6 protein-coding genes are annotated in these 24,100 nt (G+C 48.2%); 2 read left to right on the top strand and 4 right to left on the bottom strand.

Going from position 1 to position 24,100, the window contains the following annotated elements; genetic code table 11:
- Nucleotides 1–88: 88 nt before the first annotated feature.
- From NB463_RS19490 to NB463_RS19505, 4 genes are all read right to left on the bottom strand, one after another.
- On the bottom strand, nucleotides 89–568 hold the full coding sequence (locus NB463_RS19490; protein WP_258432070.1) for a Dps family protein: 480 nt from the start codon (nucleotides 566–568) through the stop codon (nucleotides 89–91).
- A 300-nt stretch (nucleotides 569–868) separates the two neighbouring features.
- Nucleotides 869–2,869, bottom strand: a complete 2,001-nt coding sequence (locus NB463_RS19495; RefSeq protein ID WP_258432071.1) for a HAMP domain-containing methyl-accepting chemotaxis protein — start codon at nucleotides 2,867–2,869, stop codon at nucleotides 869–871.
- Nucleotides 2,870–2,990: 121 nt separating this feature from the next.
- Nucleotides 2,991–3,344 (bottom strand): hypothetical protein, encoded by a 354-nt coding sequence (locus tag NB463_RS19500; protein ID WP_005375589.1) that lies wholly within the window; start codon nucleotides 3,342–3,344, stop codon nucleotides 2,991–2,993.
- Nucleotides 3,345–3,509: 165 nt separating this feature from the next.
- Nucleotides 3,510–22,187: a tandem-95 repeat protein gene (locus tag NB463_RS19505; RefSeq protein WP_258432074.1), complete on the bottom strand. Its 18,678-nt coding sequence runs from the start codon at nucleotides 22,185–22,187 to the stop codon at nucleotides 3,510–3,512.
- Nucleotides 22,188–22,369: 182 nt separating this feature from the next.
- Between NB463_RS19505 and NB463_RS19510 the strand changes: the two genes are divergently transcribed.
- Entirely contained in the window at nucleotides 22,370–22,738 is a 369-nt protein-coding gene (locus NB463_RS19510; protein ID WP_031777210.1) for a hypothetical protein, read from the top strand.
- 9 nt (nucleotides 22,739–22,747) lie between these two features.
- Nucleotides 22,748–24,097 carry an HlyD family type I secretion periplasmic adaptor subunit gene (locus NB463_RS19515; protein ID WP_053809545.1) on the top strand — a complete coding sequence of 450 codons (1,350 nt, stop codon included), beginning with the start codon at nucleotides 22,748–22,750 and terminating at the stop codon, nucleotides 24,095–24,097.
- Nucleotides 24,098–24,100 lie beyond the last annotated feature (3 nt).

Here is a 24,100-nt window from a genome sequence, read left to right on the forward strand (position 1 = left end):
CATAAACAAAAGGAGCACTCGCGTGCTCCTTTGACTTATTCCCGATTTATTTATGCGCCCCCAAGTGAGTGCTCGGGTGATGCGTCGCTTAGCCTTGTAGGTAAGCGTTAAGCATCCACATTAATTTTTCTTGCTCACGGATGTAGTCACCCATCAATGCCGCGGTACCTTCGTCGCCTGCTTCACCCGCGTTTTGTAGAATCTCACGCTGTTTTAGAAGTAGAACGCTAAAGCCTTGAACCAGACCTTGTATACACTCCTCACCAGAAGTCGCGTTTTGATGTTCTTTAATTTCACTTGCTTCCAAGTAGTGGCTGAAGGCGTGCGCTGGCGTATGACCCAAAGTTAGAATACGCTCTGCAAGCTCATCGATTTTGGTTTGCAGATCCGTATAGATCTCTTCAAATTTTACGTGCAGTTCGAAGAATTGCGCACCTTTGATGTTCCAGTGGTAACCGCGTGAGTTCATGTACAACACTTGGTAATGTGCTAGCAGTTGATTTAGCTGTTGAGCTAGTTGTGCTGATTGTTCGCTGTCTAGACCAATTAGGCTTACTTGTTTGTTCATAATCTTGCTCCTAGAAGGATGATACCAATCGTAGTAACGAACGATTCTCTTACCGGGATTGGTATAAAGTTTAAAAATTCTTTTGCAGTATTTGCTGCCGATGGAGTCATATTACGATTCCACCTCGGTGAAGAAAATTTGGTTTTAGCTATGATTTAAATAGCTAAATCCAATGAGCAAGTAGACGAATATCGGCGTATCATCCAACAAAAAGCCCCAACCCTTTTTGTGTAAAAAGGATTGGGGCTTTTTTACTATTTGGTTAACGTTCAAAAGTCGATGAACAGATGTAAACCTTATCTACGCCGTTTTGAAAGTTGCCATCTGTTGATTCAGCTCGGTAACTTGCTCTTTTACTTGCAATGATGTCTCTGATGCACGTTGGCTGTTATTCGAAACCTCATCCACTGATTGAGTAATATCGGACATTAATCCAGTGATCGAATTGGTCGCATGAGATTGCTGCTCTGCCGCTGCCGCAAGCTCTGCCATTTGTTCATTCAATGAACCAATTTGCTCAGTAGTAACAAGCAAACGAGTTACCGCTTTTTCAATGTGCTCCGCGCCTTGCTCCGCAAGTGATTGGCTGTGTTCAATTTCCTCAACTACCGAATTAGTCGAGCGTTGAATCGCATTGATGATGCCGTTGATTTCTGTCGTCGACTGAGTAGTGCGAGTCGCCAACATACGCACTTCGTCCGCCACCACCGCAAAGCCTCGCCCTTGGTCACCTGCACGCGCCGCTTCTATCGCCGCATTCAATGCCAGTAAGTTGGTTTGCTCTGCCAAGCCTTCAATCACTTCAGTCACTCGACCAATAGCTTCGCTCTCTTTGCTTAACTGTGTTACTTGCGTGCTCGCGGTTTCAATGCTGCCGTGCAAGCTTTCCATGGTGACTTTGTTTTGCTCTAAAGCATCACGACCTTGTTCAATCTCGCCTTTTGAATCAGAAAGCTTCTGCACCGATTGATTGGCTTGATCTAGAGTGTTTCGCGCGGCTAAAGCGATTTCATCCAATTGGCTTCCCATTTCAACAATGCTGGTCTGTTGCTGTTCAACATTCGATGAAGTGACTTGCGCCGATTCCAACAAAGCCCCCATACTGGTATCCACTTGGTGCGCTTTCTCACTCACCCCTGCCACAATGCTCGCTAACGATTGGTTCATGCGGTTAATCGAATCGGTAAGGTCTGCCAATTCATCTTTCCCAACAACAGTGAGCGGAGGCTGAGAAACGTCCCCTGAAGCGATCGTCTTTGCTCGCTCCGATAAGTTTTTCACTCGGCGACCAATGGTGTTGCCCATGTATTTTGAAATCGCTACTGCAGCAAACAAAACCAACGCGGCCGCAATCAGCATGGTAGTGAGTACGTTCTTGATTGACTGATTAATGCCCTGCCCGCTTTGATCAGCACGACTTTGCTGAGCCAATACGATCGTTTCTAAACTTTGGTCTAGGGCATCCGCTGCTGGCAACAGTTCGTTCGCCATCAGCAAGTTTGATTCGTTCCACTCTGGTGACTGACGCAATGCAATTACCTGCTCTGCTAAAGGAAAGTACAGTTGCTGCATTTCTTTAAACAGTGACCACAGTGATTGGTCGTTATCGGTAAGTCTGTCGAGTTTGCTGTCGATTTCCGCTACAGACTGATTGTGGTACTTAATCAAGTCGTGGTATTTGTCCAGATGATCTTGCTGCCCGTACAACAGGAAATCTCGCAGAGCAGACAGAGCATTGGCGAGCGAGGTATAACTGTCTGCGTATACTTTAAACAGACGTTTTCTGTCTCCACCAAATGGGTTTCCTGACTCTTCATTGATTAAGCTTTGAAGCTGATCAAGTGCCACTTCTGCAATCGGTGCCGCTTCGTTAATAAAGAGGTTGTGCGCGGGTAAGTTCTCATCACTGTGGCTAAGTTCAATCAGCTTGTTTAAAGAAACTTTTACCGCGTCCCACTGGCTTTGAATCGCTTGAAAATCCTGTTCAGATATCAAAGCTTGCAAAGTCGGAAGCGACTCGTCTGTTGACGCCATGATATTACGCACGTCCTCACTCAGACGTGCGCTCGCCTCTTCATCGCCACCTAACAACATGTAGGCTCGAATAGAAGACAACGACGCTTGAACGGACTGTTGGATACCGCGACTGGTGTCTACGGTCGGTAAATCGGATTTAAGTAGCGAAGAGGCGTATTGCTCTACGGTGGTGACGTTGCGATACGTGAATACCGCTGATGCCATAAAAAGTACGGCTAGCAGCACAAAACTGAGCTGCAACTTCCCTGATATCGTAAGGTTCATCCATAAACTCCTGACAACGATGAGCCTTAAATATAACGATGTTTACAAAAATGTTAAATACAAGTATCAAAAGTTACTAAGAAAACCATGTAAACCACTATTTCAAGCCAATAAATGGGACTTATTCGAAGTATGGTATGCGCTCACTACGTAAAATCAGATAATTAACGTAAGTCGTTTCTAAGCAGTCTTGCTCCCACAATGAAAGAATCCGCTTGGTGGCAAAGTAGTAATCTTTATTACGCAGTAGCACGCCCACCGTACGGCTGAGCTGCTCAAAGCGCTGTTGCTCATTAGCAGAGATGTAATTGTCTTCATTTTGAATGATGGGCGCCAATCCATCGGCAAACCAATTGTTCAGAATTTCACGCATCTCTAGTTCTGACTCCGGCACATCGATACTCGACAACTCACGATGCTGTGGTGGTGGCACTATGTACTTCGATGCTTTTGGCGAACTGACATAACGGTACATGTCGCTCCTCCTTGTGATTCATTCTTTAACTAGCTAAGAATACTTTTTTCAATTTCCAAGTTTTTTCTACAGCTCACAGAAAGAAACTCAACAAAAAGCCATGCAAAGTAGGCTCTGCATGGCTTTGGTTTGGGCAGCAATGACACTGCCCTCGTCTATGGTTGGTTACATTGAGCTTTGATCGAAATCGTTGCCTTGGTCAGTACCCGTTTGAGTATCCGAGTCGAAGCTGCCAGAGTCATCCGTGAAGTCAACACCTTGCTCTTGACCTCCTGCACTTGTCCAGTCGCTGCCGCCAGATTCCATACCCGCCATGTCTGGTTGCTGATCTTGAGCAGAACCTTGCATGGTGTATTGATCATCGACTTCAACTTCAACTGTGCCACTCGCACCTTCTACCGCGCTGCCCAATTCGTCGTAACCTTGGAATTGGATTTCGCTCGTACCTTCGTAACCTTCTGGTAGGTCAACCGATACTGGTTGGTTCAGGTTGCCACTTAATGTGAAGCTGCCATCGCCATTATCCAGTGCGTTGCTTACCGATGCGCCATCAGGTAGACCGGACATTTCTGCATAATCCACCGATTCGTTGCCACTGACCTCATCTGGAACCGAGATAGAAATGGTATCGCCTGGTGCTGCAGTCACATCAGCTGCGCTCTCCTCTTCACTGTCTGCACCGTTTGCTGCTTGCTCTTCAGGCTGTTGCGCTTCGCCGACTTGCTGCTCTGATGATGCTTGAGCAGTTTGGATTTGTGGCTCGTCGCTTTGCGCTGAATCGTCCGCAACTTGGATGCTCAGATTCTGAGTCGATACCTCACCGTTGTCGTTAACCTGAACATCCATAGCCAAATTGCCATCGAAGTCATCATTCGGCCAGTATGTCCACTCTTCATCACCTGATTTCGCGAAGAAACCAGCATCGTTTGCATCGGCGACATCCAACACTTCTGCAGAAGGGCTAATGCCAAGCTCATCAATCAACTGTGCTTCCGTGAGTGTTAGTGAACCATCATCAGCCAGTGCGTAGCCTTCGCTGGTTGTGGTTTCACCTTCTCCTTGGATGTCGACATTAAAGAAGCTCTCAATGCGGTTTTCACCGTCAGTTGCAATGAAGCCAACTTGAACATCTCCGGTGTAACCTTCTGCTGGTGTGAATTGGTAGTTACCTTGGTTATCGGTCTCTATTACACCTTGACCTTCCATTAGGCTCACTGACTCAATGCTCAAGCTGTCGCCTTCTGCATCGCTCAAGGTCGATAGCATGTCATCATTGGTGAACGACAAGGTGCCATCCGCTGCCATTTCTGTGGTAGAAATGCTGTCGATTTCTGGAGAAGCATTCTCTTGTGGTGCGTCTTCTTTCACGACCACGCCTGTTTGCTCATCATGAAGCACACCGTCTTTATCAATCACGTAAGCGATATCCGCTTCACCAGTAAAGCCTGGTGCTGGATTGAATGTCCATGTGCCATCACCGTTATCGACAATCTCACCTTGGCTGCGATCAGCTAGGTGAACGAATTTCACTTCATCACCCGCGTCAGCGTCTACGTTTTCTGCCAATCCGATTAGGTCATCAGCGGTTAAGATAACGGGCTCACCTGCTAGGGTTTCGAAGTCACCTGAATCGATGCCATCTTCGAACTCTTCTGGCTCATCACCATAATCCACCGTCGTTGCGGTCACGGTTACGAAGAACTCGCCATTAAAGTCAGCCGGAGGCGTCATTTGAAGGTCTGAGATATCCCACTCGTTCAAGTCGATGTATTGACCCGGTTCCGTAATGGTAATGGTGTTCACACCATCCGTAACTTCGAAGCCAACAGGGAAACCAGTCATCACTAGGTTACTTAGCGTTTCTGAATCGTCGATTAGACCGACATTCAAGCCTAGATGACCCGTTTCGTCCTCACCGAAGACTAACGGACCATCATGGTCGGTTGTGATGACTGCGCCATCCGCAACAGGGCGAACAAACACTGGTACATCAAGTACTGTTTCAAACTCACCGTCACTTACCACAACTTGCAAGTCAGAAACCCCTGAAAAATCACCAGTCGGTGTGAATGTCCAAGTACCGTCACCGTTGTCTGTTACCTCACCACCATCTTCACCTTCTGCGGTGATAATGCGTGATACGACTAGGTTTTCAGTGTCGATGTCGCCGAACAAATTCATCAAGTCGCCAGCGTCAAACGTGAATGCGCCATCTTCGTCGGTAGCCATAAAGGCATTACCCACATTGAATGGAGCATCGTTGACTGGAATGACATCCACATTCAACGAGCCTTCAACCACTTCTTCACCATCCGTCGCGGTGTAGCCCAGTTCCACCAAACCATTAAAGTCTTGAGTGGTCACCAAGTGGTACATACCATCTGGTTGCTGGGTTAATGTCGCGTTTGCAGGAGCACGAACCGTGATGCTTTCTACACTGATTTCGTCGCCATCAAGATCCGTGACTTGATCAGCGATGTAAGCTGGGTCAATCACCATGACCACATCTTCTTCGCCCTGCATCTGGATGGTTGGCGCTTCTGGTGCATCGTTAACCGCTTCGATGTTTAGATTGCCTTCAACCGGCGTCACTAAATCACCATCGCTGACGCCGAACGACATTGGCACATCACCATTGAAGTTCTCAGCCGGAGTGAATGACCAAGTACCATCACCGTTGTCTAGCAAGTCACCGTATTGCTCATCAATCACTAGGTCGACAGCAGACAGTTCGTCGTAGGTGTTGTCGATGTCTGTCGCGTTAGCAAGCAACATGTCCTGCGTGATAAGAATGGTGGTATCTTCGGTGCCAACTAAGATCACTGGCGTTGATTGCGGCGCATCGTTAATTGGGTTCACCGTTAGGTCAACGCCTACTTCCACGCTCGCACCATCGTTATCAATCAAGTCGAAGCTTAGGTCGATATCGCCATTGAAGTTCGCATCAGGCGTAATCGTAAAGCTACCATCTTGGTTCTCAACAACGGTTGCATTGGCTACCGCGGTTAAGTTCACTGCTTCTAGATTATCGCTGTCGACGTCACCCGCTTGAGCCAGTAACTGCTCTTGACTCAATGTGATTGAACCGTCTTCATCGACGCTGTAAGCCAAGTCGCCAGATACCGGAGCATCGTTGACTGGCAATACATCAATGTTCGCGTTGGTTGTCGCAGTTGCACCGTCTTCATCAGCCACTACTACGTCTAGACTTACGCCACCATTGAAGTTTTCATTTGGCGCGAAGCTATAAGTACCATCATCATTCGCCGTTAGAATACCGTCGCTACCACTGTAAGAGACGCTTTCTAGGCTCACGTCGCCTTCCACATCGCTTGACTGCGCTAGCAGTTGCTCTTCCGTGAAGATAATGACTTCGTCCTCATTGACAGAGTAACTTGTCGCACCTGCGATTGGTGGATCGTTCACCTCAAGAACGGTAATACCCGCAGTGGTTGAGTCTGTAGCACCCTCTTCATCGATAACCACAACGTCTAGGCTGACCTCGCCATTAAAGTTCTCGTTTGGAGAGAAGGTGTACGTACCATCGCCATTGTCTTGGAAGACGCCATCGTTGCCACTGTAAGTCACACTACTGATGTCTACGTCGCCTTCAATATCCGACGAATTAGCCAGTAGTTGCTCATCACTGATAGTGATCGAGTTGTCTTCATGTACTGTATAAGACGTGCTGCCCGCCACCGGAGGATCGTTCTCTGGCGTCACACTCACATCAATGTAGGCAGAGGTTGTATCCGTACCGTCTGACACATCGAAAGTGAAGTTCACATCGCCATTGAAGTTTTCGTTTGGAGCGAAGCTATAAGTGCCGTCACCATTGTCGGTTAGGACACCGTCCGCGCCAGTGTAATTGACACCTTCTACCGATAGGTCATCACCATCGATATCAGTTGCGCCATCAAGCAGATCTTGGTCAGTGAAGGTCAACACGCCATCTTCACCAATGGTGAACGCTTGATCTTCCGGCTGCGGCAAGTCATTGACTGGGTTAACCGTTAAGTCAGCCGTTGCAACGATAGTATCGCTGCCATCATTGATATCGAACGTGATATCAATGTCGCCATTGAAGTTCGCGTCAGGCGTAATGGTAAAGCTACCATCGTCATTAGCTGTAACCGTCGCATCACCGTCAACCACTAGGTTAGAAGCGGTTAGTGCATCACCTTCTACATCCGTTGCTTGTGCCAACAATTGTTCTTGGCTTAGCGTGATTGAGTTGTCTTCATCGACGCTGTAAGCCAAATCGCCAGATACCGGAGCATCGTTGACTGGCAATACATCAATATTCGCGTTGGTTGTCGCAGTTGCACCGTCTTCATCAGCCACTACTACGTCTAGACTTACGCCACCATTGAAGTTTTCATTTGGCGCGAAGCTGTAAGTACCATCGTCATTCGCCGTTAGAATACCGTCGCTACCACTGTAAGAGACGCTCTCTAGGCTCACGTCGCCTTCCACATCGCTTGATTGCGCTAGCAGTTGCTCTTCCGTGAAGATAATGACTTCGTCTTCATTAACAGAGTAGCTTGTCGCACCTGCGATTGGTGGATCGTTCACCTCAAGAACGGTAATACCCGCAGTGGTTGCGTCCGTAGCACCCTCTTCATCGACAACCACAACGTCTAGGCTGACCTCGCCATTGAAGTTCTCGTTTGGAGAGAAGGAGTACGTACCATCGCCATTGTCTTGGAACACACCATCGTTGCCACTGTAAGTCACACTACTGATGTCTACGTCGCCTTCAATATCCGACGAATTAGCCAGTAGTTGCTCGTCACTGATGGTGATCGAATTATCTTCATGCACCGTGTAAGACGTGCTGCCCGCAACCGGAGGATCGTTCTCTGGCGTCACACTCACATCAATGTTGGCAGAGGTCGTATCCGTACCGTCTGACACATCGAACGTAAAGTTCACATCGCCATTGAAGTTCTCATTCGGTGCGAAGCTGTACGTGCCATCGCCATTGTCGGTTAGGACACCGTCCGCGCCAGTGTAAGTCACACCTTCAACTGTTAGGTTGTCACCTTCTACATCTGTCGCGCCTGTTAACAGGTCTGCATCTGTAAAGGTAAGAAGACCGTCCTCACCCACGGTGAACGCTTGATCTTGTGGCTCTGGAGCGTCATTGACTGGTGTTACTGTTAAGTCGAGACCAGCAGCAACCACTTCTTCCCCGTCAGTCACATCGTAGGTGAATTCGATATCACCGTAGAAGTTCTCGCTCGGAGTAATGGTGAAGCTGCCATCCTCGTTCATTTCAACCGTCGCATTTTCATCATTGGTGCTCAGGTTGATTGCACTTAGGTCGTCACCATCGATATCAACAGCGTGCTCCAGTAACTGCTCTTGAGTTAGCGTGATGCTGTTGTCTTCGGCAGTGACGGCGCTGATATCACCCGTTACTTCTGGTGCATCATTGGTTGGCGAGATATGAATCGTCACATCCTGCGTTGCTGTCGCCGTTGTACCTGTATCCACATCCGTAGAGGTTGCATTCACGGTTAGCGTCACATCGCCATTGAAGTCCGCAGAAGGGATAAACTCTAGCCCTTCTAGCTCGCCTAGTTGTAGTGACCAAGTGCCGTCGCCATTATCAACACCCGCTGATAATGAGCTGCCTTCTGGCACATCTTCAATCAAGATAGCGAGGTTTTCTGAACCATCGGTATCGGTCAATGCGGCATCAATATCAAGCGGCACTGGTGTATCTTCGGTACCAATGATTTGGTAATCCGCGTCCGCTACCGTGATTTCGATGTTGTCGATACCAAACGATTCATCCCAAACGTCTTGATTCAAGGTTGAACCGAAGCCAAGTTGCAGTTCGCCATCCTCGACAGGAACCGTCAGATTGATTTGGTGAGCTTGGTCGTTCCAACCACTGAAGCCTTCACGTTGAGAAGCTCCGTGGATCACTTCACCTACTTCGTTACCGTCAGAATCGTAAAGCGTTGTCGTACCATCTTGAGTACGGAACGCGGAGTTTTCCAAGGTGGTTAGCTGTTCGCCGCCGACAAAGATTTGGAACGACTCGCCATCCCAAGAATCGATTTCGTAGAAGCTAAACGAGATATTCACTTCGTTGACATCGCTTGGGATCTCGTAGGTTTTGCTGACCGCTTCATCACCGCCAGTGCCACCAATACGACCCAACATGTCGCCCGTTTCGAAGCCTTGTGAGCTCTCAGTGTTCGCGTTCCAACCGTTCGAGCCAGACTCGAAGTTATCAGACGCAATCACCAAGTCCGAAGCAATCGAAAGCTCTGGCATATCAACCACAGATTGAACATCAATGTTCGCTTCTGCTGGCACGGTAGCGGTTCCATCGTTGACATCAAACGTTACGTTCACGTTGCCATCGAAATTTTCATTCGGAGCGAAGGTGTACGTGCCGTCACCGTTGTCGACTAACGTACCACTGTCAGAAGCAACGTTCTCAACCGTTAGGTTATCACCATCGATATCACCTGCATTTTGCAGCAGTTGCTCTTCGGTGAAGGTGAAACTGGTGTCTTCTTGCGTAACAAACTGTGGTTGACCAACCGTTGGTAGGTCGTTCACTGGGTTCACAGTCAGATCGGCAGTGGCTTGAATGGTCGCATCGCCGTCCGTAATGTCGAAGCTCAGATCAATGTCGCCATTGAAGTCCGCATCTGGTGTGATAGTGAAGCTGCCATCGTCATTCGCAACAACGGCCGCATTGCCGTCAACAGTGAGGTTCGCCGCGGTTAGGTCATCGCCATCTACGTCGCCTGCTTGTGCAAGAAGCTGTTCTTGGCTTAGCGTGATAGAGCCATCTTCATCCACGCTGTAAGCCAAATCACCTGATACTGGCGCATCGTTGATTGGCAATACATCAATATTTGCATTGGTTGCTACCGTTGCACCGTCTTCATCGGTCACGACCACATCTAGGCTGACATCACCGTTGAAGTTTTCGTTTGGCGCGAAGCTGAATGTGCCATCGCCGTTGTCAGTAAAGATACCGTCAGAGCCGCTGTAGCTGACGCTATCAATCGCGACTTCGCCTTCAACATCAGAAGCATTCGCCAATAGCTGCTCAGAGCTAATGGTGATGACTTCGTCTTCGTTCACTGAGTAGCTGGTCGCGCCGGCAATTGGCGGATCGTTCACCTCAAGTACCGTAATACCTGCGGTGGTTAAATCCGTCGCACCGTCTTCATCGACAACCACAACGTCAAGGCTCACTTCACCATTGAAGTTCTCGTTTGGCGAGAAGGTGTAAGTACCATCACCATTGTCTTGGAACACGCCATCTGCGCCACTGTAGCTCACGCTGTCGATTGCTACTTCGCCTTCTACGTCAGATGAGTTAGCCAATAGTTGTTCGTTACTGATGGTGATCGAATTATCTTCATGCACCGTGTAAGACGTGCTGCCTGCTACCGGTGGATCGTTCTCTGGCGTCACGCTTACGTCGATATTTGCGGTCACGGTATCCGTGCCGTCAGAAACATCGAAGGTAAAGTTCACGTCGCCATTGAAGTTCTCGTTTGGCGCGAAGCTGTAAGTGCCATCACCATTGTCGGTTAGGACACCATCTGCACCAGTGTAGCTCACACCTTCTACCGAAAGATTATCGCCATCGATATCCGTTGCACCATCAAGCAGATCTTCATCAGTGAACAGCAAGACGCCATCTTCACCAATGGTGAACGCTTGATCTTCTGGCTGTGGTAGGTCGTTAACTGGATTAACCGTTAGGTCTGCCGTTGCAACAATAGTGTCGGTGCCATCGTTGATATCGAACGTGATATCAATGTCACCATTGAAGTTCGCATCAGGCGTGATGGTGAAGCTGCCATCATCGTTTGCCGTGACCGTTGCATCACCGTCAACCACTAGGTTAGTCGCGGTTAGCGCGTCGCCTTCTACATCCGATGCTTGAGCAAGAAGCTGCTCTTGGCTTAGCGTAATTGAATTGTCTTCATCGACACTGTAAGCCAAGTTGCCCGATACTGGCGCATCGTTGATTGGCAATACATCGATGTTTGCGTTAGTTGCCGCAGTTGCGCCGTCTTCATCAACAACCACAACATCTAGGCTCACATCGCCATCAAAGTTGGCGTTTGGTGCGAAGCTGAATGTGCCGTCACCGTTATCGGTAAAGATACCGTCGGAGCCGCTGTAGCTCACGCTATCAATCGCAACTTCACCTTCAACGTCAGAAGCGTTCGCCAATAACTGCTCAGAGCTAATGGTGATGACTTCGTCTTCGTTCACTGAGTAGCTGGTCGCGCCTGCAATTGGTGGATCGTTCACCTCAAGTACTGTAATACCTGCGGTAGTTGAATCCGTCGCACCGTCTTCATCGACCACGACAACATCTAGGCTCACTTCGCCATTGAAGTTCTCGTTTGGCGAGAAGGTGTACGTACCGTCACCATTGTCTTGGAACACACCATCTGTGCCGCTGTAGCTCACGCTATCAATCGCCACTTCGCCTTCTATATCAGACGAGTTAGCCAACAGCTGTTCGTTACTAATGGTGATCGAGTTGTCTTCATGCACTGTGTAAGATGTGCTACCTGCCACTGGTGGATCGTTCTCTGGTGTGACTGTCACATCGATATTCGCAGTCACGGTATCCGTGCCATCAGAAACATCGAAGGTGAAGTTCACGTCGCCATTGAAGTTTTCGTTTGGAGCGAAGCTGTATGTGCCGTCACCGTTTTCGGTTAGGACACCACCTGCGCCAGTGTAGCTCACACTTTCTACCGATAGGTCATCACCATCGATGTCCGTTGCACCATCAAGCAGGTCTTGATCAGTGAAGGTCAACACGCCATCTTCACCAATGGTGAACGCTTGATCTTCCGGCTGCGGCAAGTCATTAACTGGGTTAACGGTTAGGTCCGCCGTTGCAACAATAGTATCGCTGCCGTCGTTGATATCGAACGTGATATCAATGTCGCCATTAAAGTTCGCATCTGGCGTGATAGTGAAGCTACCATCGTCGTTTGCCGTAACCGTTGCATCGCCATCAACCACTAGATTAGATGCGGTTAATGCGTCACCTTCTACATCCGATGCTTGAGCAAGAAGCTGCTCTTGGCTCAGTGTGATTGAGTTGTCTTCGTCGACGCTGTACGCCAAGTTACCCGAAACTGGTGCATCATTGATTGGTAAGACATCGACTGTGATGTAAGTATCGACCTCTGCGCCATCTTCATCGCGAATGGTCACATCCAACTGTACTTGACCGTTGAAGTTTTCATTCGGTGCAAAGCTACAAGTACCATCGCCGTTTACTGAGAAGATACCATCTGGACCGTCGTAGCTGATGCCAACTAGCTCAACATCCCCTTCAACATCCGAAGCATTCAGTAGCACTTGCGATTCACTGAAGGTTAGAACTTGGTCTTCATCGATAGTGTATGCGGTAGGACCTGCGATTGGTGGGTCATTTACCTCAATCACAGTAATGCCAGCAGTGGTAGAGTCCGTTGCACCTTCTTCATCGACAACGACAACATCTAGGCTCACCTCGCCACTGAAGTTCTCGTTTGGTGAGAAGGTGTAAGTACCATCACCGTTGATTTCTAACACACCATCGTTACCGCTGTAGCTCACGCTATCAATCAACACATCGCCTTCAATATCCGATGAGTTCGCTAATAGCTGTTCGTCACTGATGGTAATCGAATTGTCTTCATGAACGGTGTAAGCCGTACTGCCTGCAACCGGTGGATCGTTCTCTGGCGTCACTGTTACATCGATATTCGCGGTCACAGTATCCGTGCCATCAGAAACATCGAAGGTAAAGTTTACGTCACCATTGAAGTTTTCGTTCGGTGCAAAGCTGTAGGTACCATCACCATTGTCAGTAAGAACACCGTCTGCGCCTGTGTAAGTGACGCCCTCAACAGATAGGTCATCCCCTTCAATATCGGTAGCACCTGTTAGCAGATCCGCATCAGTAAAGGTCAGCACACCATCTTCACCAACGGTGAACGCTTGATCTTGTGGTTCAGGCGCATCATTAACTGGTGAAACCAATAACTCAAGGTTGGTAGAGACAACATCATCGCCGTCAGACACATCGAACGTAAAGGTGATATCACCATTAAAGTCCGCATCTGGCGTTAAGGTGTAAGTACCGTCGCCATTGTCTGTGATGGTGATGTTTTCATCATCCGTTGCCAAGTTCAGTGCTGTCAGTTGATCTCCATCCAAGTCACGCGCATTAGCGAGTAAATCTTCTTGCGTAATTAGGATTGAACCATCTTCTTCAACCATCGCTGAAACAGGCAATGCTTCAGGCGCATGTTCAATGTGGGCACCTGTTGCATTCACATAGATGGTTTGAGAAACGGTTTCAGAATCATTATTTGATAGCTCTGTTGCCGTTGCCGTTACATTGATTTCTAGCTGTTGGTTAAAGTCTTCTGGCAATTGAATCTGTAGTTCTTGTTCAATTGCTGTGGTTGGAAGCGTTACAGAACCATCTGGACCTACTGTTACTTCACCGCTGTAGATCTGGCTGTTCACTTCACCTACATCAATGGTGAAGTTGAAGTCACTATAATCGGCATCGCCGCCACCGTAGAGATCTTCAAAGCCGTAAACCAGTTCACCGTCTTCGTTCACAGTAGTTCGAGTATGTTCAATGCCATCTTGGTTGAGCTCTGAGCTTGTGCCGCCATGGAAGACTGCATCACCAAATTGGCTTTGAATCACGGTTTCAGAACCATCAGCACCCACAAACACGAGTTGTGGGTCGACCGTATCCATGTTCGCAGGAGAGCCATCTGATGCACGGAACTCGTACTGACCATCTTGCATGGACGCAAAGTCATTGAAGTTGTGACCGTTAGGGATCAAGAATAGGTTGAAGCTTTCCCCTTCCGAGATTTGGAAGCTGAACTGATCTTGTCCCGGAACTAGGTCACCGCCTCCGCCAACTTGAGAGGCGTTTTCGTACACCACTTCAACGCCCGTGATATTGCCGTCTTCATCAACTTTGTAATAGCCAGCTGTGTTTTGGTAACCCGCGGTTTCACCTTCAAACGTAACCGTGATTTCAGTATCGTTGAAACTGGTGATACCGTTGTCTTGATCGTTAAGCACCCCTTCGTTGTCGTAGCTGATCACCGAACCTTCTGGAACACCATCAACGGTCACAGTCAGCGTTTCTGACAAGTCTTGGTCAACCAATGCTGCGGCGATGTTCACTTCAACAATACCGCCTGGTTCGACCAAGATTGCTTGATCATCCACGTTTCGACCATCGCCATCAGTGATGACTAGGTCTGGCGCATCTGCCACGGCTTCGATATGGACATTAATGTCTTGCTCAACTTCATCAGTACCGTCAGAAACCGTAAAGCTGAACTGCAAGTCACCACTGAAGTGCTCTTCTGGTACGAAGCTAAATGTGCCGTCACCGTTGTCCGTTACAGTACCTTCATCACCCGAGTAGTTAATGCTGGTAACGGTGAGGTCATCACCATCAATATCAATCGCGCCACTTAGAAGATCTTCTTGCGTGAACAGGATGCTGCCATCCTCTTCAATGTGGTACATGCCAGGCGCAACAATTGGAATGTCATTGACTGGGTTCACCGTCAATGTCATTTCATTGGCAACACTCAATTCACCGTCGCTTACTTCATAAGTAAACTCTATGTCTCCATTGAAGTGCTGTGAAGGCGTAACGGTAAAGGTGCCGTCGCCGTTATCCACGATAGAGGCATTCGGATCATTGGTTTCTAGTGCCGATGCGTATAGGTCATCACCATCTTGATCGCTGGCGTTTTCAAGCAGCATTTCTTGTGTCACGAGGATAGAGCCATCCTCGTCCACGTCTGCCACGATTGGTGCTGCTTCTGGTGCATCGTTGACGAACTCAACTTTCAAGTCGATGTTTGCCGCCACCACATCGGTGCCATCACTTACATCAAACGTGAGGTCAACATTACCAAAGAAGCCCTGCTCTGGCGTTAACGTGTATGTGCCATCGCCATTGTCTGTCACTTGAACCGTGTCGCTTAAACTCGTCACGTTCACAACAGATAAGTCATCGCCTTCGATGTCCGTCGCTTGAGCCAGCAGCTCTGCTTCAGTAATCGTGATGGCTTCGCCGTCTTCTGTGGTGAAGGACAAATCAGGTACATCTGGCAGGTCGTTCACTGGGTTAACGGTGAGGTTTAGATCCGCAGCGACGGTTTCAATCGCGTCAGTTACGTCATAAGTAAATTCGATTTCACCAAAGAAGTTTTCGCTCGGTGTAATCGTGAAGCTACCATCAGCGTTCTCAACGATGGTTGCATTAGGATCGTTGGTCGATAGGTTCACCGCTTCAAGGTTGTCACCATCCACGTCCGTCGCGTTCGCTAACAAGTCTTCTTGAGTGATGGTAATTGAGCCATCTTCATCCACGACCGCATCAACAGGACCGCTAACCTCTGGACCTTCGTTGACGATCTCAACATCGATCTTCGCAGTGCTTGGTGCACTTGCTTGACCGTCGCTGATATCAAAGGTCAGGTTCACTTCACCGTAGAAGTTCGAAGTTGGCTCGAAGGTAAAGGTGTTGTCGCCGTTGTCTGTCAACGTACCTTGTGACTGGTCAACAAGCAGCAGATTCTCGATATGCAGAATGTCGCCATCCACATCGGTCGCACCTGATAACAGGTCTTTTGCTTCGATGATGATGGTGCCGTTTTCTAGCATTTGAGTATGCAGCGGCGCACCAGGAACTGGCACATCGTTGACCGGAATAACGGTCAGATCTAGATGGGTATCGACTTCATCGGTGCCATCGAAGACTTTGTAATCGATGTCGACTTCACCATTGAAGTTTTCATTCGGCATAAAGGTATAAGTGCCGTCACCATTGTCGACAAGCTCACCGTTATCACCGCTGTAAGAGATGTCAGAGATAGACAGTGCATCGCCTTCCACGTCACTTGCATTGGCAAGCAAATCATCCGCGCTAAACGTAATGCCCACATCCTCATCAGTCGACAACACAATCGGACCAGAAACGATTGGCGCATCGTTTACTGCTTCGAAGTTGATGTTGATGATGTTGTCGTCGGTTAGCTCACCATCAGTGACTTGGTAGCCAAGCTCAATCTCACCGTAGAAGTTCTCATCTGGTGTGACTGTCCATGTACCATCGCCGTTGTCGGTTAACGTAGCATGCTCCGCGTTATCCCCCACCAGCTCTAGGTTTTGAATATCAAGAACATCGCTATCGATATCACTCGCTTGTGCGAGAAGCTGTTCTTCTGTGATAACCACAGAGGCAAACTGCGTAGAACCTTCGGTATCGATGGTCACATTTGGCAGGTCAGCGGTCAGTTCGATTTCACTGTCACCTTCTCGGATATTCAGTTCTACCGTTTCAGTGATTTCCGTGCCGTCCACGCCAATAGATGTGAACACCGCTTCATCATGACAAGTTTGCGATACCGTCATGTTTTGAACCACGTAAGTACCGTTACCTTGAATCGTTCCTAACTCAAAGTAAGATACAGGCTCATTCACCGTTAGGGTGTAATCCGTCTCATAGCTACCACGATCTTCTTTGTGGTAAGTCATCGAGTCGATCAAGTCACCATCGGAGTTGAATGCGCGAATTTCGACTTCCGTAAAGTGGCGAGACTCTTCCATAAACCAGCCGCCTAGACCATCTAGGTGGAAGCTGATTTCGTTGATGTCTTGACCTTCAACGGTCACAGTTAGTTTTTCATCACCACTCAAGCCTTGGCGGTCAGTATCGCCAATACCATGCCCAATGTGTGTGTTACCATTCCACGCACCTAGCGGATCATCATTACTCTGCACCGTTACGGTCAAATCACCATCAGTGAACTGGCGAGTATATGGGTCAATTTCATCACCCCAATCATCAACACTTGCATTGTCATCAAAGGTACCGATTTGAGTGGTATGCGTACCGTTCGCCAACGCATCATCATTTGGAATGAAGCGCACTTCCGTGTCTACAGGAACCTCCTGCCCGACTTCTAGCTGTACCCATTCGTCATTTAGATTTGCTTCAATGATGCCGTTTTCAGGAGCTTGGTCGAGACGTAACGCAGGCTCTTCACGCAGAGAAACACCCACTGTTTGGTCTTCTTCCGCTTGAATAAATATTTCGTCGCCCGCTTCTGGCGCATCGTTGACAGGGTTAACGGTCAGATCCAGCGTGGTCAGAACATCATTTTCGCCATCGCTGATGTTGTAAGTGAAGTCCAACTCACCGTTAAAGTTTTCCGTATGCGTAATGGTGAAAGAACCATCATCGTTGGCTACGATCGTCGCATCTGGATCATTGGTTTGTAGGTTGCTAGCAACAAGGTCATCACCTTCAATGTCTGTCGCATTCGCAAGCAACTGTTCTTGAGTGATGGTGATGGAGTTATCTTCATCCACCTCAGCTTGAATACCTGACGTTTCTGGTGCGTCGTTCACCGCGATAACATCGATGCTTGCGGTTGTTGTATCCGTTGCACCATCTTGGTCGATAACCGTAACGTCGAGCGAAATGTTACCGTCAAAGTTCTCATATGGCGTGAAGGTATATGTGCCGTCACCATTGTCCACGAAGCTACCGTCATTACCAGAGTAGCTAACATTCGCCAAGGCTACATCGCCTTCCATATCAGAAGAGTTGGCTAACAACTGCTCGTCACTAATGGTGATTTGACCATCTTCTTGAACCGTGTACGACGTAGAACCTGCCACCGGTGGATCGTTCACTGGTGTTACGCTGACATCAATGAATGCTGGTGTTGAACCTGTACCGTCAGACACATCGAATGTGAACTGAACATCACCGTTGAAGTTCTCATTCGGCGCGAACCTGTAAGTGCCATCACCATTATCGGTAAGCACACCATCCGCACCTGTGTAGAGTACGTTTTCAATAGACAGATCATCGCCATCAATATCCGATGCGCCTTCCAATAGGTCTGCATCCGTGAACAGCAAGGTGCCGTCTTCTTCTACCGTGAACTGTTGATCTTGCGCTTGTGGCAAGTCATTTACAGGATTAACCGTAATATCCAGACCAACTTGTACCGAGCCACCATCGTTATCAATGATATCGAAGGTCAGATCTAGGTCACCGTTGTAGTTTTCATCTGGTGTGATGGTGTAGCTGCCATCATCGCTGTATTGAATCGTCGCGTTGTCATCTGTCGATAGATTGATGGCTTCAAGGTTCTCGCTATCAATATCGCCCGCTTTGGCAAGCAGCTGCTCTTGGCTTAGCGTGATTGAGCTGTCTTCGTTGATGGTGTAAGCCAAATCACCCGATACTGGTGGATCGTTGATTGGCAATACATCGACATTGATGTGCGTATCAACGGTGGCCCCATTCTCATCTTGAATGGTCACATCCAACTGAACTTGGCCATTGAAGTTCTCGTTTGGCGCAAAGCTACAAGTACCATCGCCATTAACGGTAAAGATACCATCCGAGCCTTCATAGCTGATGCCAACAAGCTCTACATCGCCCTCGATATCAGATGCGTTGGCAAGAATTTGTGACTCACTGAATGTCAGTACTGAATCTTCATCAATCGTGTAAGACGTTGGACCGGCAACTGGAGGGTCATTCACTTCAATGACCGTAATGCCTGCGGTCGTTTCGTCAATCGCACCTTGCTCATCCGCCACAATCACATCAAGGCTGATATCACCGCTAAAGTTCTCATTCGGCATGAAGGTGTAAGTGCCGTCACCGTTGTCTTGGAATACGCCATCGGTGCCTGAATAGGTCACGCTATCGATGGACACTGCGCCTTCCACATCCGAAGAGTTAGCCAGAAGCTGCTCGTCAGAAATCGTAATCACATTATCTTCATCAACCGTGTAAGACGTAAAACCCGCAACCGGAGGATCGTTCACTGGAGTGACGCTCGCGTCCACATTGGCAGGTACGGTTTCAGTGCCGTCAGAAACACCAAAGCTAAAGCTGACATCACCGTTGAAGTTTTCATTTGGTGCAAAGGTGTAAGTACCATCACCGTGGTCAGTCAGCACACCATCGCTGCCTGTGTAGCTAATGCCGTCAACCGTTAAGTTATCGCCATCGATGTCGGTCGCGCCAGCAAGCAAGTCTGCATCGGTAAACTGAAGCGTGCCGTCTTCTTCAACGCTGAACTGCTGGTCTTGAGGAACAGGAAGATCGTTAACTGGATTAACCGTTAGATCCGCCGTTGCTTGGATAGTGTCTGTGCCATCTGTAATGTTGAATTGGATATCAATGTCACCATTAAAGTCCGCATCTGGTGTAATCGTGAAGCTGCCATCATCGTTCGCTGTAACGGTCGCATTGCCGTCAACAGTCAGGTTGGATGCAGTTAGGTCATCACCATCCACGTCGCCAGCTTGAGCAAGAAGCTGCTCTTGGCTGAGAGTGATAGAACCATCTTCATCGACACTGTAAGCCAAGTTGCCCGATACTGGCGCATCGTTGATTGGCAATACATCGATGTTCGCATTGGTTGCTACCGTTGCACCGTCTTCATCAGTCACGACCACATCAAGGCTGACATCACCGTTGAAGTTTTCGTTTGGTGCGAAGCTGAATGTACCGTCACCGTTATCGGTAAAGATACCGTCGGAGCCGCTATAGCTCACGCTATCAATCGCCACCTCGCCTTCAACGTCAGAAGCGTTCGCCAATAGCTGCGCAGAACTAATGGTGATGACTTCGTCTTCGTTAACTGAGTGGCTGGTCGCGCCTGCAATTGGCGGGTCGTTCACCTCAAGAACAGTAATGCCAGCGGTAGTGGAATCCGTCGCACCTTCTTCATCGACAACGACAACATCTAGGCTCACCTCGCCACTGAAGTTTTCGTTTGGTGAGAAGGTGTAAGTACCATCACCATTGATTTGCAACACACCATCGCTGCCAGAATAGTTCACGCTATCAATCGAGACATCCCCTTCTAAATCCGAAGAGTTTGCCAACAGTTGCGCGTCAGAAATAGTAATAGAGTTGTCTTCGTGAACCGTGTAAGACGTTGAACCAGCCACCGGAGGATCGTTCACCGGCGTAACGCTCACATCTACACTCGCTGAAACTGTATCTGTGCCATCGGACACATCAAAGCTGAAGTTTACATCGCCATTGAAGTTCTCATTTGGTGCAAAGCTATACGTGCCATCGCCATTGTCAGTTAGGACGCCGTCGGTTCCTTCGTATCTGATTCCCGTTACAGAAAGGTCATCGCCTTCAATGTCGGTCGCGCCAGCAAGCAGATCCGCATCAGTAAATTGCAGCGTGCCGTCCTCTTCCACACTGAATTGTTGGTCTTGAGGAACAGGCAGATCGTTGATTGGATTAACCGTCAGGTCAGCGGTTGCTTGAACGGTATTCGTGCCATCTGAAATATCGAAGCTGATGTCGATATCACCATTGAAATCTGCGTCTGGTGTGATGGTGAAGCTACCATCGTCGTTTTGAGTCACCGTCGCATTGCCATCTACCGAAAGGTTAGACGCCGTCAGTGCATCGCCGTCCACATCGGAAGCTTGCGACAACAACTGTTCTTGGCTCAAACGAATCGAGCCATCTTCGTCCACCGAGTAAGCAAGATTGCCAGATACTGGCGCATCATCGACTGGCGTAACACTGACATCAATGTTGGCAGAAACCGTATCTGTGCCGTCGGACACATCAAAGCTGAAGTTTACATCACCATTGAAGTTTTCATTTGGCGCAAAAGTGTAAGTCCCATTGCCGTTGTCGGTCAGGATGCCGTCGCCACCGTCGTAGCTTACGCCCTCAACCGTTAGGTTATCGCCTTCAATATCCGTTGCGCCAGCAAGCAGGTCAGCATCAGTGAAGATCAGCGTGCCGTCTTCTTCCACCTCAAAGGCTTTATCTTCCGGCACTGGTGCGTCATTGATTGGACGAACAGTTAAATCAATCGAGCTAGAAATGGTTTCTTGACCATCACTGATATCAAACGTTAAGTCGAGTTCACCATTAAAATCAGCTTCAGGTGTGACGGTATAAGTGCCATCACCATTATCCACAACCGATGCATTAGCCCCCACTTGCACGTTGAATGCGGCAAGATCATCGCCATCAACATCACTCGCGTACCCAAGAAGTTGTTCTTGAGTGAAGGTAATAGTGCCATCTTCATCCATGATGTATGCCAGATCTTGCCCTACTTCTGGCGCGTCATTTTCACCTTCGACTTTAATTTGGAACGTTTCGCTCGTAGTTTCGGAGTCGAAATCGTCTTCTACTTGCGTCGTGGTTTCTTCACTGGTGTCTTGTACATCCACCGCGAAGCTCTCTTCAGTGGTTTCTGAATCTAGCTCGTCACCACCTTGAGAACCTTCAGAGTCTGAAGAAGCACTTGGCGCAGATGAAGTTTGTACCGCTTGTCCTTGCGCTTCATTGCCTTCTGCGTCCGAACCACCTTCAGAGCCAGAGGCATCACCACCACCGACCGCTTGGGCACCCGCCCCAGAATCTGAACCACCGCTGCCCAGAGCCTCGTCACCAGATTCTCCGCTAGAAGCTACACTATCAACAACATTGGATTGTGCAGCGTCAGAGTCGCTGCTACTTTCAGTATCCTCTTCTTGAACTGCGCCACCCGAGCTTACTGCTTCTTCTTCCGTACCCGCTCCACTAGGATTTTCTTCCATCGCACGATTGGCTTCATCAACAGCATCTGCACTTTCAGCACCGGTCGCTACAGTCGAAGAGACGGTCGACTGCTGTTTTTCTTCTTTTGTCCCCGTATCCTTCGTTTCTGTTTGCTCTACCGCATCGTTAAGCTTTTCATTGTCTTTTTCTTGATTAGTGTCGCCTGCCATTACAGCCTCCGTTGCTTTTAGCTAACTGATCGTATTTAGAGGCAGTAAAGGACACCATTTTTAGAAACCAACTTTTTTATACAACTTTTTTCATACCTTTCGAGTTCCATAAAAACAAAAAAATTTGAAAACCCAGTATAAAGATCCTTACTTGTTGTCATTAAAACAATTAGTGCGGTGGGATAATGATAAATATGACAAATCTGTTGCGCTCAGTCGACAACAGCCATAAGGGGCTGCAATTGCTATTAGGCGATTTTTACCAAGATTTCAGTGACGCAGGGATTGATATTGAGATGCTGCATAAACAAAACCGTTTTGAAGCACTCAGATGTTATTCAAAAAGACTAAAGACCATTCTCGTCTTGTTATGTGATGACGACTTACCACCAAAGTTGGCAAAACTTGAACACTTAAACAAACACCATTTCCCTGCTCCTAATGAATTGATCGAGGACGTTAAAACCGAGCTTAACAACGTGAACAAACAAATTAGCCAGCTGTTAAAAATCGAAAATTCAATCGATAGCCGCACAGGTAGTGAATCGTAGGGGTGGCTCATGAGTAATAAGCAAATAGAACATCACCTCAAAAAGGCGCTCGTTTCGAACAACGAAGCTTCGAAGGTAACGGCAGACGATACAATCGTGCTAGCCAGTGCAATGACCAGCGTACATAAAACCTTGCTGGTTATCTTTTTGCTTTCCATGGTGGCTATCGCCGTGGCATCTCAGGCTCGTATCGACATTGTGGTGTCGGTGCGCGGTGAGCTATTACTCGAATCTGACATCGAAAAAGTGCAACACCTTGAAGGCGGTATTCTAGATGAAATGCTAGTGCGCAAGGGCGAAGTGGTTTATGAAGGTCAGCCTATTGCACGCCTTCGCTCTCTGGATAGAAACACTCAACTTGATACGGTAAACACAGAGATCATTCAGCTTGAGCTAGACAAGATTCGTTACGAAAGCCTGCGCGATATGGTGGAACCCGATTTTTCTGCCTACATCGAAAAGTACCCAGAATTAGTGCAAGTCAACATGAATACCTGGCAGCAAGAATTTTCTAAAAACCGTTCCAATGAAGAGTTGATCACTCACGATATCCAACATAAGAATTCGCTTATTGATTCAATGCTCAAACGCCGTAAAAGCTCCGAGAACCAGCTTTCTTTGATCCGCAAGCAACTCAATATTAAGAACACCTTGTACAAAGAGGAAATGGCATCTTACGTCGATGTTCTGAATATGCAGGTTCAAGAGTCAAACATGGTGCGTGAGATTGAAAACCTTGATGAGTCGGTCATGAATGAGCGCTTCCAACTCGACAAACTAGAGAAGCAGTACCGAGACTTGGTGGAGAATCGTAATGCCGAGTATCAAGCGCAAATCATTCAAGCAAACAAGGATTTAAAGTTGAAACGTATATTACGTCCTCAACACTCAGATAAAGTGGATCGCCTAGTAGTTTACGCCCCTATTGACGGTGTAGTGGATAAAGTGCATTTCAACTTCCGTTCTGCGGTGATACCGCCGGGGGAAAGCATCGCGGACATTGCACCGATCAATAACGCCCTTCACGGAGAGGCGAAGATCCCGCGCAAAGACATGGGCTTTGTAGAAATCGGGCAAGCAGTCAAAGTGAAGATGGATACCTACAACTTTGCCAAATACGGATTTTTGGAAGGTCAAATTGCGTCGATCAGCCGTTCTTCTTATGAAGAAGAGGACGCTGAATTCTACCTCGCCGAGATCCAAATCAGTCAAAACTATCTAGAGCGCGGAGGCACACAATACAAGCTATCCCCTTATATGGAGTTTACCGCAGACGTGAAAACAGGCTCACGCCGGGTTATCGAATACGCAGCGAAGCCGGTTATGTCGGCTATCGAAGACGCGTTCGATGAGAGGTAATGG

Source organism: Vibrio sp. RM-41-2B (assembly GCF_024744415.1).
Lineage (GTDB): Bacteria > Pseudomonadota > Gammaproteobacteria > Enterobacterales > Vibrionaceae > Vibrio > Vibrio diabolicus.

What these genes read in the sequence shown, in the direction of transcription:
- NB463_RS19495 (WP_258432071.1), bottom strand. Translation starts at nt 2,869, where the DNA reads ATGAACCTTACGATATCAGGGAAGTTGCAGCTCAGTTTTGTGCTGCTA.
- NB463_RS19515 (WP_053809545.1), top strand. Translation starts at nt 22,748, where the DNA reads ATGAGTAATAAGCAAATAGAACATCACCTCAAAAAGGCGCTCGTTTCG.
- NB463_RS19505 (WP_258432074.1), bottom strand. Translation starts at nt 22,187, where the DNA reads ATGGCAGGCGACACTAATCAAGAAAAAGACAATGAAAAGCTTAACGAT.
- NB463_RS19500 (WP_005375589.1), bottom strand. Translation starts at nt 3,344, where the DNA reads ATGTACCGTTATGTCAGTTCGCCAAAAGCATCGAAGTACATAGTGCCA.
- NB463_RS19490 (WP_258432070.1), bottom strand. Translation starts at nt 568, where the DNA reads ATGAACAAACAAGTAAGCCTAATTGGTCTAGACAGCGAACAATCAGCA.